General features: G+C 35.6%; 11 protein-coding genes and 1 pseudogene. 9 read left to right on the top strand and 3 right to left on the bottom strand.

Features of this window, described 5'->3' with window-relative positions:
• Positions 1-110 precede the first annotated feature (110 nt).
• The 3 genes and pseudogenes from DOK76_RS06325 to DOK76_RS06315 form a co-directional block, all read left to right on the top strand.
• Positions 111-1,121: a tyrosine-type recombinase/integrase gene (locus DOK76_RS06325; RefSeq protein ID WP_206965906.1), complete on the top strand. Its 1,011-nt coding sequence runs from the start codon at positions 111-113 to the stop codon at positions 1,119-1,121.
• Positions 1,122-1,187: 66 nt separating this feature from the next.
• Positions 1,188-1,397 carry a hypothetical protein gene (locus tag DOK76_RS06320; RefSeq protein ID WP_206965904.1) on the top strand — a complete coding sequence of 70 codons (210 nt, stop codon included), beginning with the start codon at positions 1,188-1,190 and terminating at the stop codon, positions 1,395-1,397.
• Between the two features lie 18 nt (positions 1,398-1,415).
• Positions 1,416-2,507: pseudogene (locus DOK76_RS06315) on the top strand (PIN-like domain-containing protein); the annotation flags it as partial.
• An 89-nt stretch (positions 2,508-2,596) separates the two neighbouring features.
• Here DOK76_RS06315 and guaA read toward each other — a convergent pair.
• The gene (gene guaA / locus DOK76_RS06310; RefSeq protein WP_242542230.1) at positions 2,597-4,126 is read right to left on the bottom strand and encodes a glutamine-hydrolyzing GMP synthase; all 1,530 of its coding nucleotides are present in this window, start codon (positions 4,124-4,126) and stop codon (positions 2,597-2,599) included.
• A gap of 64 nt (positions 4,127-4,190) precedes the next feature.
• Positions 4,191-5,114, bottom strand: a complete 924-nt coding sequence (gene coaA, locus DOK76_RS06305; protein ID WP_206965900.1) for a type I pantothenate kinase — start codon at positions 5,112-5,114, stop codon at positions 4,191-4,193.
• Positions 5,115-5,316: 202 nt separating this feature from the next.
• On the opposite strand from coaA, the gene DOK76_RS06300 reads away from it, so the two are divergent.
• From DOK76_RS06300 to rpoC, 4 genes are all read left to right on the top strand, one after another.
• On the top strand, positions 5,317-5,880 hold the full coding sequence (locus DOK76_RS06300) for an SGNH/GDSL hydrolase family protein (protein WP_206965898.1): 564 nt from the start codon (positions 5,317-5,319) through the stop codon (positions 5,878-5,880).
• 2 nt (positions 5,881-5,882) lie between these two features.
• Positions 5,883-6,479, top strand: a complete 597-nt coding sequence (locus DOK76_RS06295) for a class I SAM-dependent methyltransferase (protein WP_206965895.1) — start codon at positions 5,883-5,885, stop codon at positions 6,477-6,479.
• 1,033 nt (positions 6,480-7,512) lie between these two features.
• Positions 7,513-11,088, top strand: coding sequence for a DNA-directed RNA polymerase subunit beta (gene rpoB, locus DOK76_RS06290; protein WP_206965893.1), 3,576 nt, complete (start codon positions 7,513-7,515; stop codon positions 11,086-11,088).
• A 54-nt stretch (positions 11,089-11,142) separates the two neighbouring features.
• Complete coding sequence (gene rpoC, locus DOK76_RS06285; RefSeq protein ID WP_255521667.1) at positions 11,143-14,793, top strand: DNA-directed RNA polymerase subunit beta'; 3,651 nt, start codon at positions 11,143-11,145, stop codon at positions 14,791-14,793.
• 42 nt (positions 14,794-14,835) lie between these two features.
• On the opposite strand, the gene DOK76_RS06280 is transcribed toward rpoC, so the two are convergent.
• Positions 14,836-15,297, bottom strand: coding sequence for a prepilin peptidase (locus tag DOK76_RS06280; protein WP_206965891.1), 462 nt, complete (start codon positions 15,295-15,297; stop codon positions 14,836-14,838).
• A gap of 236 nt (positions 15,298-15,533) precedes the next feature.
• Here DOK76_RS06280 and DOK76_RS06275 point away from each other — a divergent pair, with 236 nt between their 5' ends.
• Together DOK76_RS06275 and DOK76_RS06270 are read left to right on the top strand one after the other, a co-directional pair.
• The gene (locus DOK76_RS06275) at positions 15,534-16,235 is read left to right on the top strand and encodes a DUF5105 domain-containing protein (RefSeq protein WP_206965889.1); all 702 of its coding nucleotides are present in this window, start codon (positions 15,534-15,536) and stop codon (positions 16,233-16,235) included.
• A gap of 172 nt (positions 16,236-16,407) precedes the next feature.
• Entirely contained in the window at positions 16,408-17,274 is an 867-nt protein-coding gene (locus tag DOK76_RS06270; protein WP_206965886.1) for a PRD domain-containing protein, read from the top strand.
• Positions 17,275-17,383: the final 109 nt, after the last annotated feature.

Genomic DNA, 17,383 nt, shown 5'->3' with positions numbered 1-17,383 from the left:
TTGTTAGAAATTAACTGTTGTTTATTGGAAGTATAGCATTGATTAAAAGTAGTAACTAGTTTGATAAAGAATTAATAGCTTTTTTATGCTATAAAGTATCAACAAAAATTATGCGATTAGTTTTCGAAATTGATTACGTTAACCATTGCAAACTATACTATATTCCAGAATATAGAAATGGTGTAGAACCTTCTACTTGGAAATCTAGGAAAGGTGTTTTACTTGAATTAAAAGAGGTGTTTGGGAAAAGGAAGCCTAGAGACATCACAACTTTAGACATTTTAGATTATAAAAACAAACTATTGGAAAAGCACTCGCAGAATTATGCTCGTTTAAAATTTGGAATGTTTTCACGTTCTTTGAAGCATGCTAAAAAACACGGATTGATAAAAGAAAATTTAGTTGAAATTGTGGAAGGTATACCGAAAAAGAAACCAGAGGTAGAATTTTGGACAAAGCAAGAATTTGAAAAAGTGATTGAAACATTTAATATAAAAGATTTTTATGAGCATATGTCATTTACAATGATTTTTATGTATTACATGACAGGATTGCGTGTAAATGAATTAACAGCATTGTATTGGAATGATATTGATTTTACTAATGCTCAAATTAACGTTTATCATAATTTAGATTTTACAAACAGTGATGTTTGGACGAGAAAAACTAAAATGAAAACTGAAGCAGGTAGAAGAATAATTTCTTTAGATGATGACACAATATCAGTTTTAAAAGCTTGGAAGAAACGCCAAAAATTTATGGGGAAATACGACTTTGTTATATCTTATACAGGCGCACCATTGGGGAAATCAACAATAAATAGAATTGTGAGAAGGCATGCAAAACTAGCGCATGTAAAGGAAATACAGCCGAAAGGATTAAGGCATAGTCATGCTAGTTTACTGATTAATGAGTTGAATGCTAATCCTTTAGCAGTTCAAAAGCGACTTGGACACTCTGATATACAAATAACGTTAGGAACGTATTCTCATCTTTACCCAACTATTGATAGAGAAGTTGCGGATAATTTGAAAAATATTATTCAGATTAAAACATCTAATAAATCATTGGTAAATTGGAACGGGAATCAAGCATACAAAATGGAAACTAAAATAGATTAATATTATTGATGGATAATATTATTAAAAATGATAAGATTGTATATATTATTATTGAGGAGATATACAATGGCAAATTTAAAAGAAATGTTTCCAGAATTTTTTCAAAAACTAATAGCTACTAAAGATTTAAGTAAAAAAGCAAATAATATTATTGTTTTAGATACTAATTATTTACTAGAGATTATTAAATCACCTACAGTTGTTTCAAAAGAATATGTTAAAGCGATAAGAAAAGTAAAAGATAATATTTATATTCCCTATCTTGTGGCTTTGTAGTTTAATTTTAATAAAAGCGAATTAAAAAAGATAAAATCACAAAATATACATAATTATAAAAATGAGGTAAAGCAAAAAGTAGATGAAATAAAAGATACAGTTGATGGAATATCTTTTATTAATAAAGATAATAAAAATGAATTCACTGAAGATATTATTGAATTAATAAATAATTTCTCAGAAGAATTGCAAACAACAATAGATAAAAAGATACATACTTTAATAACAGATGAGCAAGAATCACTTTATTTAGAATTAATTAATATTATTGAGGACAGAATTGGTGAGTTATATTCGCAAGAATGGATAGATAGTATTGAACAAGAGGGAAAAGAACGTTTTGAAAAGAGTATTCCCCCAGGATTTAATGATAAAGGTAAGGATAATTCCAAATTAAATGGTGAAGATATTAGAAGATATGGTGAAATATCATATAGAAGAAAGTATGGAGATTTAATTATATGGAAAGATATTTTAAAGTATGCAACAGGTAATGAAAATGGAAGGAAGGTTATTTTTGTAACAGATGACGGACAATCTGAGAAAAAGAATGATTTGCTTTATAAAGTTAAAGGAATGACGTTAGGACCTCATATACACCTGATGAATGAACTGAATGTTGAATGTAAAAAAGAACTTTATATACTGAAGAATTTACGTTTTATTCAACTTGTTAATAATTTATCAGATGAACAAGTCAATAATTTGAAAACTAGTTTTATTACTGAAGGGGATAACAATACTTACTCTAAAGAATTAATGAAATTACGAAATTTAGAAAAAATAATAGCAATGGCAGACCAAGTTCCTTCTCCTATTGAGAGTAATACGAATGAATCACATACATTAGATGTAGGTGATATAGAAAAACTTAATAGAATTCTTAGCGTTTACAATGAAGATAATGAAGTATATAGAGAGCTTATAAAAATGAGAAATCGTCTTGTTCATTCTGACAATGAACAAATAATAAATAGAGCCAAGAAAAATTATGAAGAACTATTCTTAGAACGATTGGCTAAAGATTTCAAGACGGATTTAAAAACAACCGAATATAATAAAATTGACTTTAAAGACTTAAATGATGATAACAATAACTTGTTAAGCTAATATGAAAGGCTGATTATGTGGATAGGTACCAAAGAGTAAAGGAAAAGACCTATAACGCTGAATTATCAACGTTTAGGCCTTTTTTTATACTATTCCCACTCAACTGTTGCTGGTGGCTTGCTCGTAATGTCATACACGATACGGTTAACGTGAGCTACTTCGTTTACGATACGAACTGAGATTTTTTGTAATAAGTCCCAATCAATACGAGCGAAGTCAGCAGTCATTCCATCAATTGATGTGATAGCACGGATACCAACTGTGTAGTCATAAGTACGACCATCTCCCATAACACCAACTGAACGGATGCCAGGAAGAACTGTAAAGTATTGCCAGATGTCGCGGTCAAGACCAGCGTTAGCAATTTCTTCACGTAAGATAGCGTCACTTTCGCGAACGATTTCTAATTTTTCTTCAGTGATCTCACCAAGAACACGGATACCTAATCCAGGTCCTGGGAATGGTTGACGCCATACTAATGATTCAGGCATACCAAGCTCAATACCTAAAGCACGTACTTCGTCTTTGAATAATGTGTTTAATGGTTCGATTAATTCGAATTCCATATCATCAGGTAAACCACCAACATTATGATGTGATTTGATTACTTCGGCAGTATCAGTACCACTTTCAATAACGTCTGTGTAAAGAGTACCTTGAGCTAAGAAGTCAATACCTTCTAATTTAGCAGCTTCATCATCAAATAAGTAGATGAATTCATTACCAATAATTTTACGTTTTTGTTCTGGATCAGATACACCAGCTAATTTATCCATGAAACGTTTTTTAGCGTTCACACGGATAATGTTTAAGCCGAATTTACCAGATAGGCTATCCATTACTTGATCGCCTTCGTCTTTACGTAGTAAACCATGGTCTACAAAGATACAAGTTAATTGGTCACCGATTGCTTTTTGTAAAAGTACACCAACAACGCTTGAGTCAACGCCACCTGAAAGAGCAAGTAAGACTTTTTTGTCTCCAACTTGTTCACGGATTTTGTTGATTTCAACTTCGATAAAGCTCTCCATTGACCAGTCGCCTTTAGCATGACAAATATCAAAAGCAAAATGACGTAACATGTCGTTACCATGCTCTGAATGACGTACTTCTGGGTGGAATTGAACGGCATATAAGCCTTTTTCATGGTTTTCCATAGCTGAGATAGGGCAGTTAGCACTTGTTGCAACAACGTCAAATCCAGTAGGAACTTTAGTGACTAAATCACCATGGCTCATCCATACTTGATGAGTTTCTGGTAACCCTTTGAATAATTTAGTTGAAGGATCAGTAATGTCTAACATAGCTTTTCCGTATTCAGGTGCTCCAGCGCTCTCAACAACTCCACCTAATTTATGAGTCATTAATTGCATACCGTAGCAAATCCCTAAGATTGGGATACCTAATTCAAAAATTTCAGGGTCGATTGAGAAACTTTCCTCGTCATACACACTGTTTGGTCCACCTGAGAAGATGATTCCAATAGGTGCGATTTCCTTAATTTCTTCCACAGTGATTTTGTGGCTCATAAGTTCAGAGAATACTCCAAATTCTCTAATGCGGCGTGTAATTAATTGATTGTATTGGCTACCAAAATCCAATACGATGATTTTTTCCATGTCTTTAAAATCTGACGTGTTTGTCACTTGCTTCACCCTATCTTTCTTTATATTTTTTTCTATACTAGAACTTCCTTAATGAGATTTCATCAATGGCATGGTTCGTTGTTTTATGTAAGACAACGTCTGCACGACTTCTCGTTGGTAAGATGAACTCTTCTAAGTTCTTCAAGTTAACATCTTTCCAGACTTCACGTGCAAATGCCAAAGCGTCTTCTCTTGGTCCATTCGCATATTCATAATAATAGTTAGTTTTGTCATCTTTTGCAAGGTCTAATAGTGCTTCAAAGCGTTCTAAGTACCAAGTTTCGATTAATTCTGGCTCTGCATCAACAAAAACAGAGAAATCAAAGAAATCACTAACGTAAATTTGTTGATTAGCAGGAAGTTGTAAGACATTAATCCCTTCAACGATTAAAATATCCGGTTGGGTAATTTCTTCAAACTCATCCGGAATAATATCATAAATCTCATGAGAGTATTTAGGGATTTTTAAGTTGTCTTTACCATTCTTCACTGCATTTAGAAAATCAAGTAATAGCTCCATATCATAACTTTCAGGGAAGCCTTTTTTATCTAAGATACCACGTTTTTCCAATTCTTCAGTTGAGTACAAGAAACCATCTGTCGTAATTAGTTGTACGTTGCGTCGTTTAAAGGTTCTTGAAAGCATCATTTGTAGTAAGCGTGATGTGGTACTTTTTCCAACAGCCACGCTTCCAGCTACACCAATGATGAATGGTGCTGGTGGAACAAATTCTTGCATGAACATACCCTTACTTAAGTGAAGTGATTCATATTCCTTCATATAAATGTGAATTAAATGAGTGAGTGGAATATAAATATCTTGTACGTCTTGTAAGGAAATGCGGTCATTGAAACTTTTTATCTGTTGTAACTCAGAATCAGTCAGTGGGGCAATACCGTTTCGATAAAAACTTTGCCACTCATCACGAGTTAAATGATAGTAGTTTGTTTTTTCAGTCATAGTTAAACTCCTAAATAAGATTCATGTGGTATGCTACTATTAGAAAGCTGTAAACGAGTAGTCTTAACAAGAATCTGTTCTTTTTGATTGATTGTGGATAAAAGGATAAACATGTTTACAACTCCTTAATTCATGCTATGATGTTAAAGTCTTCATGATTATATCACAAGGGTGTATTAGTTTAAAATAAGAGGTGTTAATCATGGTAAAAATTATTCTATTTGGGGATAGTATTACAGCCGGTTATGAAGAAGGTCTAACAGACTTTCGTTTAAATGAAAAAATCGAAGCAGTTTTTGACGAAATTGAAGTCATTAACGCAGGGATTCCAGGAAATACAACAAAAGAGGCCATAGAACGAGTAGAACGTCATGTGTTAAGATATGAACCTGATTTAGTCACTGTCTTTTTTGGAGCAAATGATGTGTCTCTTATAAGAGGCGTGTCCTTAGAAGCTTACAAGAAAAATATGTTAGCTTTAATAGAAAGAATTGGTTCTGATAAAATGATTTTAATCGGGACGCCTTATGCCAGTCAAATATTTTACGCAACAGAGCGTCCTCTAGAAAGACTAAAAGAATTTAGCGACTGTGTAAGAGAAATCAGTCTAGAACAAGGTATTAGCTACATTGACCTACTAGAGGCCATGTTAGCTGATCAACCAGAGAGTTATTTACAACGAGATGGGCTTCATTTTTCTGAAGCTGGCTACGAGTTATTAGCTCGCTTAATCAACGAAGAGATAAGAAAAAAGAAAGAAGGCTAGTTATGAGTCATTACTACACTAATCAACCTGAAACAGCCCACAACCGCAAACAGTGGGAGTTTCCATTAAAAGGAAAAAACTTTAAATTCATTACAGATACCAATGTCTTCTCAAAGGCAACTGTTGATTTTGGCTCAAGAGTCTTAATTGATGCTTTTAGTGAAGAAGACATCCCAGAAGGAGCTATCTTAGATGTGGGCTGTGGTTATGGTCCTATTGGATTGTCATTAGCTTACAGTACAAATCGACCTGTTGAGATGATTGATGTGAATGAGCGCGCAGTGGCTTTAACAACTGAAAATGCAGCACTTAATGGTGTTTCAGGAGTGAAGGCTTATGTGTCTAACATTTACGAAAGTGTGGAGAAAACAGATTTTGCAGCCGTTGTGAGTAATCCACCAATTCGCGCAGGCAAATCAGTGGTTCATGGGATTATTTCTGGCGCTTATGACCAGTTAGTAGAAGGTGGCACTCTAACAATCGTCATCCAAAAGAAACAAGGGGCGCCAAGTGCTCAAAAGAAAATGGAAGACGTGTTTGGTAACGCTGAGATTGTTACTAAGGAAAAGGGCTATTTTATTATTGTGAGTCAAAAATAATTAATCAAAAAGAGAGTGTGACTAATTGAGGTCGCACTCTCTTTTCCCTAAGATGAAACAATATTGTTTTAGTAACTTTCGTTATTTTTAAAAGGTGAATGTGAATTAAATAATTTGATTTCTGTCAATTTTCTTGTAAATTTCACGAAAATTAAAAGAGAAAAAGAAGGATAGAAAGAAGAAATAAGTTGTTATCTTCATTGGGAGTGTGATAAGTTTTGTTTTTTAAACGTATAAAAACAAAAAAGTTTTTTTGAGGGTAAAAAAGAACAAATTCAGAAACTGTGAAACAATAGCGATTGTAAGCGGATAACTTTGAGAAAAATGTTCAATTCCCATATTTTACCTATCCATAAGAAAATAGTGATAACTTTTTTAAAAAAGATACTATATAATAAATATTGCGGTTCCGTTTTAGTGTTTTGTGCTTTTTCTAATTATTTTCTTCTCTTCTAATAGAAAGAAGATTTTCTGCTAATTTGTTTTTTTATAAAATGGTTATTTTAGAACGTATTGTTTATCGAAATGGGGATTATAAGGGGCGATAAACAAGACGGTTACCTTTAATTTTTATCAATCAGCAAATTAGAAGAATTTTCCGATACGTTCTACATGTTAAAGCAGTAGACGGGTGATAGATAATGAAAAGACAAAACGGGAACTTATAGTCCTGTTGTTTTTAAGAAACATCAAAAGCAATAGCCACGTTTATGTAACAAAACGAAGGCAGGGATTAATGGGGAGGAAAGCCAGATGGGGATCTGGCTTTTTTTGTTGTTGACAAAAGATGCTAAAGGCGATAAAATGATTAGTTGCAGAAGGTTTTATGTTTACAGATGAAAAGGGGCGTGAAATATTGTCCATGACCCTTTATTATAGGAAAACAAAAGTAGATCGACCATATTTTATGAGTTCTCTGTCTATTTTTGGTTTTTTTTTGCTTAAAAACTGTTTATTACATCTATTGTAATATAAGTTTAATATTTGTAACATAAGATTATTTTTGAAGCAAACTCAGAAGGGGTGACTTAATTTGGTTGGACACGTTGTCAAATACGGAAAACACCGAGAAAGACGCAGTTATTCAAAGATTAGTGAAGTATTGGAACTGCCAAATTTAATTGAAATTCAAACAGATTCTTACAAATGGTTCTTAGATGAAGGTTTAAGAGAAATGTTTGAGGATATTATGCCAATTACAGATTTTAGTGACAAGTTATCATTAGAATTTGTAGATTACGAAATGAAAGAACCTAAGTACACAGTAGAAGAAGCTCGTGCTCATGACGCTAACTACTCTGCACCAATTCATGTGACATTAAGACTAGACAACCAAGTAACTGGTGAAATCAAATCTCAAGAAGTATTCTTTGGAGATTTCCCACTAATGACTGAAATGGGTACATTTATCATTAACGGTGCGGAACGCGTTGTCGTTTCTCAGTTAGTAAGATCACCTGGTGTTTACTTTAATGGTAAAGTTGAAAAAAATGGTCAACAAGGTTTTGGAACAACAGTTATTCCTAACCGTGGAGCTTGGTTAGAATTAGAAACTGACGCTAAAAATTTATCATACGCTCGTATTGACCGTACGAGAAAAATTCCATTTACAGTAGTTGTTCGTGCTTTAGGATTTGGATCAGATTCTACTATTATGGAGATTTTTGGTGAAAGCGAAAGTTTACAAGCAACTATCGAAAAAGATATCCACAAAAATTCTGGAGATTCTCGTACTGAAGAAGCTCTTAAAGATGTTTATGAAAGATTACGTCCAGGCGAGCCTAAGACAGCAGAAAGTTCAAGAAACTTATTAAACTCTCGTTTCTTCGATCCAAAACGTTATGACTTGGCAGCTGTTGGTCGTTACAAATTAAACAAAAAATTAAACTTAAAAACACGTCTATTAAATCAAACATTGGCTGAAACATTAGTTGATCCTGAAACAGGAGAAATCGTTGCTGAAAAAGGAACTGTTATCTCTCGTCAAGTAATGGATAACTTAGAAGAATACTTAGACAATGGTATTAACAGTGTGACTTACTACCCAAGTGAAGATGGTGTTGTGACTGAACCAATGACTGTCCAAGTGATTAAAGTTCTTTCACCAAAAGACCCTGAACGCGTTGTTAATGTGATTGGTAATGGTAATTTAGAAGATAAAGTTAAGACAGTTCGTCCTGCTGATATTATTGCAACAATGAGCTACTTCTTAAACTTACAAGAAGATATCGGAAACGTAGACGATATTGACCACTTAGGTAACCGTCGTATCCGTTCAGTTGGTGAGTTATTACAAAACCAATTCCGTATCGGTTTATCTCGTATGGAACGTGTGGTACGTGAGAGAATGTCTATTCAAGACACTGAAACATTAACACCTCAACAGTTAATCAACATTCGTCCTGTTGTTGCGTCAATGAAAGAATTCTTCGGTTCTTCTCAGTTATCTCAATTCATGGACCAAACAAACCCATTAAGTGAGTTAACTCATAAACGTCGTCTATCTGCCTTAGGGCCTGGTGGTTTGACTCGTGACCGTGCCGGATATGAAGTACGTGACGTTCACTACTCTCACTACGGTCGTATGTGTCCGATTGAAACGCCTGAGGGACCAAATATCGGTCTTATCAACAGTTTATCAAGTTATGCGAAAGTGAATAAATATGGATTCATCGAAACACCTTATCGCCGTGTAGACCGCGCTAACGGTAAAGTAACTGCTCATATTGATTACTTAACAGCTGACGAGGAAGACCATTACATGGTAGCCCAAGCAAACTCTCCATTAAATGAAGATGGTAGTTTCGCTGAAGAGTTAGTAATGGCTCGTATCCAAAGTGAAAACTTAGAAGTTTCAGTTGAAAAAGTTGACTACATGGACGTTTCTCCTAAACAAGTAGTTGCGGTAGCGACAGCATGTATTCCTTTCTTGGAAAACGATGACTCTAACCGTGCGCTTATGGGAGCGAACATGCAACGTCAAGCGGTGCCTTTAATCCAACCACGTTCTCCACTTGTAGGAACAGGTATGGAATACAAAGCCGCTCATGACTCTGGTGCAGCTCTTTTATGTAAACATGATGGTGTAGTTGAATATGTTGATGCTAAAGAAATCCGTGTTCGTCGTAACAATGGTGCTTTAGATAAATACAACGTGATTAAATTCCACCGTTCAAATGCTGGTACTAGTTACAACCAACGCCCAATTGTTAAATTAGGTGAAATCGTTGAAGCTGGAGATACATTGGCAGATGGTTCTTCTATGGAAGAAGGAGAAATGGCTTTAGGACAAAACGTTTTAGTAGCATTCATGACGTGGGAAGGTTATAACTACGAGGATGCGATCATTATGAGTCGTCGTCTGGTTAAAGATGATGTGTATACATCTATCCATATTGAAGAATATGAATCAGAAGCTCGTGATACTAAGCTTGGACCTGAAGAAATTACTCGCGAATTACCTAACGTTGGGGATGACGCACTTAAAGATTTAGATGAAATGGGTATTATCCGAATCGGTGCTGAAGTTCATGATGGTGACCTATTAGTAGGTAAAGTAACACCTAAAGGAGTTACTGAATTATCAGCTGAAGAGCGTTTATTACACGCTATCTTTGGTGAAAAAGCCCGTGAAGTTCGTGATACATCATTACGTGTACCACATGGTGGTGGCGGTATTGTTCATGATGTTAAGATCTTTACTCGTGAAGCAGGCGACGAGTTAGCACCTGGTGTTAACATGTTAGTTCGTGTGTATATCGTTCAAAAACGTAAAATCAACGAAGGTGACAAAATGGCCGGTCGTCATGGTAATAAAGGGGTAGTATCTCGTATTATGCCTGAAGAAGACATGCCGTTCTTACCAGATGGTACACCTGTTGATATCATGTTAAACCCATTAGGGGTACCTTCTCGTATGAATATTGGGCAAGTACTTGAGTTACACTTAGGTATGGCTGCTCGTTCATTAGGTATTCATGTAGCAACTCCTGTATTTGATGGAGCTGACGAGGAAGATGTATGGGCAACTGTTGCAGAAGCAAACTTAGCTCGTGATGCTAAAACAATCCTTTATGATGGACGTACAGGTGAACCATTTGATAACCGTATTTCTGTTGGGGTTATGTACATGCTGAAACTTGCCCACATGGTAGACGACAAACTACATGCAAGATCAATTGGACCTTACTCATTAGTAACGCAACAACCACTTGGAGGTAAAGCTCAATTTGGTGGACAACGTTTTGGTGAGATGGAAGTTTGGGCTCTTGAAGCATACGGAGCTGCATACACGTTACAAGAAATCTTAACTTACAAGTCAGATGACGTTGTAGGTCGTGTGAAAACATATGAATCAATTGTTAAAGGTGAGCCTATTCAAAAACCTGGTGTACCAGAATCATTCCGAGTTCTTGTTAAAGAATTACAAGCTTTAGGATTAGATATGCGCGTATTAGATGCGGATGATAACGAGCTTGAATTACGCGACATGGATGACGAAGATGATGATTTAATTACAGTTGACGCTTTAGCTAAATACGCTAAAGAACAAGCTGAAAAAGAGAAATTAGAACAATCATTAAAAGATGCACAAGAAGGCAAGGAATAGTCAAAACTTGACCAATAGTTATTTCTGATAGATTAAGAAACGGAGGGACATCTTTTGATCGATGTAAATAAATTCGAAAGCATGCAAATTGGCTTAGCTTCTTCTGAAAAAATAAGAAGCTGGTCATACGGTGAAGTAAAAAAACCTGAAACAATTAACTACCGTACTTTAAAACCTGAACGTGATGGTCTTTTCTGTGAACGCATTTTCGGTCCTACTAAGGACTGGGAATGTGCTTGTGGAAAATATAAACGTATTCGTTATAAGGGAATCGTTTGTGACCGTTGTGGGGTTGAGGTAACTCGTTCGAAAGTTCGTCGTGAGCGTATGGCTCATATCGAGCTTGCAGCACCTGTTACTCATATCTGGTACTTTAAAGGAATCCCAAGTCGTATGGGTCTTGTCTTAGACATGAGCCCACGTGCCTTAGAGGAAATTATCTACTTTGCATCATACGTTGTAACTGATGCAGGAGATACTTCTTTAGAAGTAAAACAATTATTAACAGAGCGTGAGTACCGTGAAAAACGTCAACAATACGGACAAGGTTTCCAAGCGTCTATGGGGGCAGAAGCCATCAAACGCTTATTAGAAAACGTTGATCTTGAAAAAGAAGTTGTTGAATTAAAAGAAGAATTAAAAACAGCACAAGGACAAAAAAGAACTCGTGCTATCCGCCGTTTAGATATTTTAGAAGCATTTAGAACTTCTGGAAATGAACCAAACTGGATGGTAATGGACGTTGTGCCAATTATTCCTCCAGATTTACGTCCAATGGTTCAATTAGAAGGTGGACGTTTTGCAACAAGTGATTTAAACGATTTATATCGTCGTGTGATTAACCGTAATAACCGTTTGAAACGTTTATTAGACTTAAATGCACCAGGAATCATCGTTCAAAATGAGAAACGTATGTTACAAGAAGCAGTAGATGCTTTGATTGATAATGGTCGTCGTGGCCGTCCAGTAACTGGACCAGGTAACCGTCCACTTAAATCTTTATCTCATATGCTTAAAGGTAAACAAGGTCGTTTCCGTCAAAACTTACTTGGAAAACGTGTTGACTATTCAGGTCGTTCGGTAATCGTTGTTGGACCATTCTTAAAAATGTACCAATGTGGTTTACCAAAAGAAATGGCAATTGAATTATTCAAACCATTTGTAATGCACGAATTAGTTAAACGCGAAATTGCAAGCAACATTAAAAATGCTAAACGTCAAATCGAACGTCAAGAAGACGCTGTTTGGGACGTTTTAGAAGATGTTATTAAAGAACATCCAGTATTACTTAACCGAGCACCTACACTACATAGACTTGGTATCCAAGCGTTTGAGCCAGTTTTAGTTGAAGGTCGCGCGATTCGTCTTCACCCATTAGTATGTGAGGCTTACAATGCCGATTTCGATGGGGACCAAATGGCGGTTCACGTTCCTTTAAGTGAAGAAGCACAAGCAGAAGCTCGTTTACTTATGTTAGCAGCTCAAAATATCCTTAACCCTAAAGATGGTAAACCTGTTGTTACACCATCTCAAGATATGGTTCTTGGTAACTACTATTTAACAATGGAAGAGCCAGGACAAATCGGTGAAGGTATGATCTTCAGAAACTTAGACGAAGTTGTCTTAGCATGGAGAAATGGTTACGTTCATCTACATTCACGTATTGGTTTACAAACAAGCTCAATGCCTGAAAAACCATTTACTGAATGGCAACGTGATCGTATTTTAATTACAACTGCTGGTAAAGTTATCTTTAACGAAATTATGCCACCAGAATTCCCTTACTTAAATGAACCAACAGATTACAACTTAACAGTTCAAACACCTGATAAGTATTTTGTTGAAGCAGGTACTGATATTCCAGCACATATTGCTAAACAAGATAAAATTGGTCCATTCAAGAAGAAAAACTTAGGTAATATCATTGCTGAAGTCTTCAAACGCTTCAAGATTACCGAAACATCTAAAATGTTAGATAGAATGAAAGACTTAGGTTACAAACATTCTACTTATGCAGGTATGACTGTAGGGATTGCCGATATCGTTGTCTTACATGAAAAACAAGGCATGATTGAAGAAGCTCATAAACAAGTAGATGCTGTTACAAAACAATTCCGTCGTGGTTTAATCACTGATGACGAGCGTTATGAGCGCGTTATTGGTATTTGGAATGCAACAAAAGATGCTATCCAAATTAAACTGATGGAAAGCTTAGATGACCGTAACCCAATCTTCATGATGTCTGACTCTGGAGCCCGTGGTAACATTTCCAACTTTACTCAGCTTGCTGGTATGCGTGGACTTATGGCAGCTCCTAACGGACGTATCATGGAGTTACCGATCGTATCTAACTTCCGTGAAGGATTAACAGTCTTAGAAATGTTTATCTCAACTCACGGTGCTCGTAAAGGTATGACGGATACGGCCCTTAAGACAGCCGATTCAGGTTACTTAACTCGTCGTTTAGTAGACGTTGCCCAAGATGTTATCATTCGTGAAACAGATTGTGGTACTGATCGCGGTCTTGATATTAAAGCAATCAAAGAAGGTAATGAAATCATTGAAACACTTGAAGAGCGTATGTTAGGTCGTTACACTCGTAAATCAGTGGTTCACCCAGAAACTGGTGCTAAAATTATTGGCGCTAACGAAATCATTACTGAAGATATTGTTAAAGAAATTACTGAAGCTGGTATTGAAGAAATCTCAATCCGCTCAGTTTACACATGTAATACAAAACACGGTGTATGTAAACACTGTTATGGACGTAACTTAGCAACTGGTTCTGAAGTAGAAGTTGGGGAAGCAGTTGGTACAATTGCCGCTCAATCTATCGGTGAGCCAGGTACTCAGTTAACAATGCGTACCTTCCATACGGGTGGGGTTGCCGGAGATGATATCACTCAAGGTTTACCTCGTATCCAAGAGATCTTTGAAGCACGTAATCCTAAAGGGGTTGCTGTTGTTTCTGAAGTTGCTGGGGAAGTTATTGAAATTTCTGAAGATGCATCAGATCGTACGAAAGAAGTTATTGTTAAAGGTAAAACTGATACAAGAACTTACAGTGTTCCTTACACTTCTCGTATGAAAGTTGCTGAAGGGGATATCATTGAACGTGGTACTCCATTAACAGAAGGTTCTATCGAGCCAAAACAATTATTAACAATTACAGACGTGTTAACTGTTGAAAACTACTTACTTAAAGAGGTACAAAAAGTATACCGTATGCAAGGGGTAGAAATCGGCGATAAACATATTGAAGTAATGGTACGTCAAATGTTACGTAAAGTACGTGTCATGGATCCAGGTGATTCTGATATCTTACCAGGTACATTACTTGATATTAGTGAGTTTAAAGAACGTAACTACAATACATTAGTAGCTGGTGGAACACCTGCAACAGGTCGTCCTGTGTTACTTGGTATTACAAAAGCGTCTCTTGAAACAAACAGTTTCTTATCAGCAGCGTCATTTCAGGAAACAACTCGTGTGTTAACGGATGCAGCGATTCGCGGTAAGAAAGACCACTTACTTGGACTTAAAGAAAATGTTATTATCGGTAAGATTATTCCTGCCGGTACTGGTATGCCAAAATACCGTAACATGGAACCAAAAGAAGTGGGCGTTGCTAGTGACAATGTTTACAGTATCAGTGACATTGAAGCACAAATGGCAGCAGCAGATGCGTTAAAAACAAAAGATTAATGTTTAAAAGTTGAGTTAGAGCATGTCTCTAACTCAACTTTTTTAGTTTATCCACAAAGTCGCAAGAATTAAGCCAAGTGTCAAAAAGGGTACAAAGGGAAGTTTATCCACACGTTTACCCGTTGTTATGTGGACAAGTAAAATGAATAGAAGACCGCTAAGAGAAGCGATTAAAATGAGGTAGAGAATCTGTTGGAAGGACAGAAAAAAGCCATAAATCATTAGCAGTTTAATATCGCCACCACCGATTGAATCATTCATAAATATATCCAGACAACAAAAGAAGAGGTATATACCGCAAGGTAATAAGAATTGCACGAGGTTAAATGGTTGATAAGAAACAAAAAAGATAAAAGTAATTAAGGCAAATGGATAAAGAATGAATGGTTCAACCATTAGGCTAAGATAGTCTGTAAGGCTTAAGGTAAAGCTCATTAGCCACAGGGATAGTAAATAGATTGATTCAGGCAACGGGAACAAATGATGAAATAAATAGATTAACAAGATGAGACTTATCTCCCATAGGATAATGATTTTTCTGATAGTTAGAGTTGGCGTTTTTGTTAAAAAACATGCCAGTCTGGATAAGAAGAAACTGGCTAAAAAAGACAGAGTAATGAGCACAAAAGAACCCCCTTTTATATAAAATTAGAGAAATATGGATTTTTGTATCCAAAAATCATTGTTTTTTCAATGTTTTGTGATATAGTGTATTTGAATTTTAGTGAAAGGACCAATTTATGAAAAGAAAAACATACCTATTGTGTAGTTTAATTATCTTAGTCATGACTCTTGGCGCTTGTGGAAAAAAAGCTCTCACTTCAGAAGAGGTTGGCTCTTTATTTGTGGATCATTTTATTTATCAACAGCAAGATGAGGCTTTTAAGGAAACTTTTGTAGAAGGTGAGTTATTAAGTAAACAATTGAAGCTAATGACAAATGTGTTTGAAGATTCTTTTTCAGATGTATTTGATTCCGTTGTGGATAATTTAACAGATGCGGAAAAAGAGCAGTTGTCCACAGATTTAATGAGGACTGTTAGAAAGAAAAGTAGTTATGAGTTAAAGACACAAGAAATAGATAAAAAAAGAGTAGAAGTAACTTATACCATTCATGGATTTGATTACAGTCATTTAGTGGAGCAGACGTTAGAGACTGTGTTTCGTGAGTTGATGAAATCCCCTAGTTTATCGAGTGATAATAAAAAGACGGGGTTATTGTTAGCTTATGAAGAGGGATTAGAAAAAGGCCAAACGAAAAAAGAAGCTACAAAAGTGTCATTGATTTTTGAGAAGGATAAAAAGAAATGGCAACTGGCAGATAATCAAGACGATGAGTTAGAAAAGTTATTACTAGCCTTTATTTCAGGGATTAACGATAAAGACCAATACAATAAAGAAATGAGTGACATGCTGAAAAGAACCATTGATAGTGTGTCTTAGAGAGTTAAAAAGATTGTATCCAGGTGTGTAACTTGGTGCAATCTTTTCTTTTTTTAATGTTGACACCGCTTTCTAGACATGTTAAAGTTGACTTACATAAAACACACGGAGTGTAACTGATACGATCAGGCACCACCAAACAAGAAGTAATCAATGGAGCTTCTTTTGTTTGGTGTTTTTTTGTATAGGGAGTGATCATATTTACATTACTGTAAAATCGCTAAATAACAATTTAGTCTTAGCACACAATGATCAAAGAAAAGAGTATGTCTTATTTGGTAAGGGAATTGGTTTTAAAAAGAAGAAAAATGACCCGATTGATGAGTCTTTAATCACTAAAGTATTTCAAGCAAATGCAAATCAAGATATTTCTGCCTTAATGGAAAATGTCACACCAGATGTGTTGGCAGTGACTGAATCTATTATGGAGCTTGGTGAAAAGCGAATGGGTAAAAAACTTAGTGCAAGTTTACTTGTATCATTATCAGATCATATTCAAAGTGCTATTTCGCGTCAAAAAGAAGGAATAGAATTAGCCGACAGTACCCTACAATGGGAGATTCCTTTTTTGTATTATGAAGAAGCCAATCTAGGTAAGGAAGCTTTGACTTTAATTGATAACGAATTAGGGGTGAAGTTACCTGAGGTGGAGTCTGCTTTTATTGCTCTTCACTTTGTTAACGCTCAAGATGGCTTAGAGTCAATGGATGAGACCATGTTGATTACCAAGATAACCAAAAGCATGGTAAAGATTATTCAATCCTTGTTTAATGTGTCATTGAAAAAGGATAGTCTTAATTATTCACGGTTTGTCACACATATTCGTTACTTTATGAATCGTCAGCTTCATAATCAAGAAGTGGTTCAAGAAACGAATCAGAAATTATATGATATTATCCAAGAGCAGTATCCAAAAAGCTATGCATGTAGCTTAATGATTCGTGAGATGTTAAAAAGAGAGTATCAACTAGACGTCAATGACGACGAAATGATTTACTTGATTATCCACATTGAGCGAGTTGTTTCAGAAACTAAATAATCATATTAGGTGTGTAACGTAACACAGGCATTAACCTAAACAAAGTTACCTTTATCTCTTCGGAGTGACAGGCTTTGTTTAGGTTTTTTTCTATACTTAAAAAGGAAAG

This window comes from Candidatus Vagococcus giribetii (genome assembly GCF_017316185.1).
GTDB classification, from domain to species: domain Bacteria; phylum Bacillota; class Bacilli; order Lactobacillales; family Vagococcaceae; genus Vagococcus; species Vagococcus giribetii.
This window is presented reverse-complemented; position numbering and strand designations above follow the sequence as displayed.

Coding starts and splice junctions, on each gene's coding strand:
- coaA (WP_206965900.1), bottom strand. CDS start 5,114: ATGACTGAAAAAACAAACTACTATCATTTAACTCGTGATGAGTGGCAA.
- DOK76_RS06325 (WP_206965906.1), top strand. CDS start 111: ATGCGATTAGTTTTCGAAATTGATTACGTTAACCATTGCAAACTATAC.
- DOK76_RS06320 (WP_206965904.1), top strand. CDS start 1,188: ATGGCAAATTTAAAAGAAATGTTTCCAGAATTTTTTCAAAAACTAATA.
- DOK76_RS06295 (WP_206965895.1), top strand. CDS start 5,883: ATGAGTCATTACTACACTAATCAACCTGAAACAGCCCACAACCGCAAA.
- guaA (WP_242542230.1), bottom strand. CDS start 4,126: ATGGAAAAAATCATCGTATTGGATTTTGGTAGCCAATACAATCAATTA.
- DOK76_RS06300 (WP_206965898.1), top strand. CDS start 5,317: ATGGTAAAAATTATTCTATTTGGGGATAGTATTACAGCCGGTTATGAA.
- DOK76_RS06275 (WP_206965889.1), top strand. CDS start 15,534: ATGAAAAGAAAAACATACCTATTGTGTAGTTTAATTATCTTAGTCATG.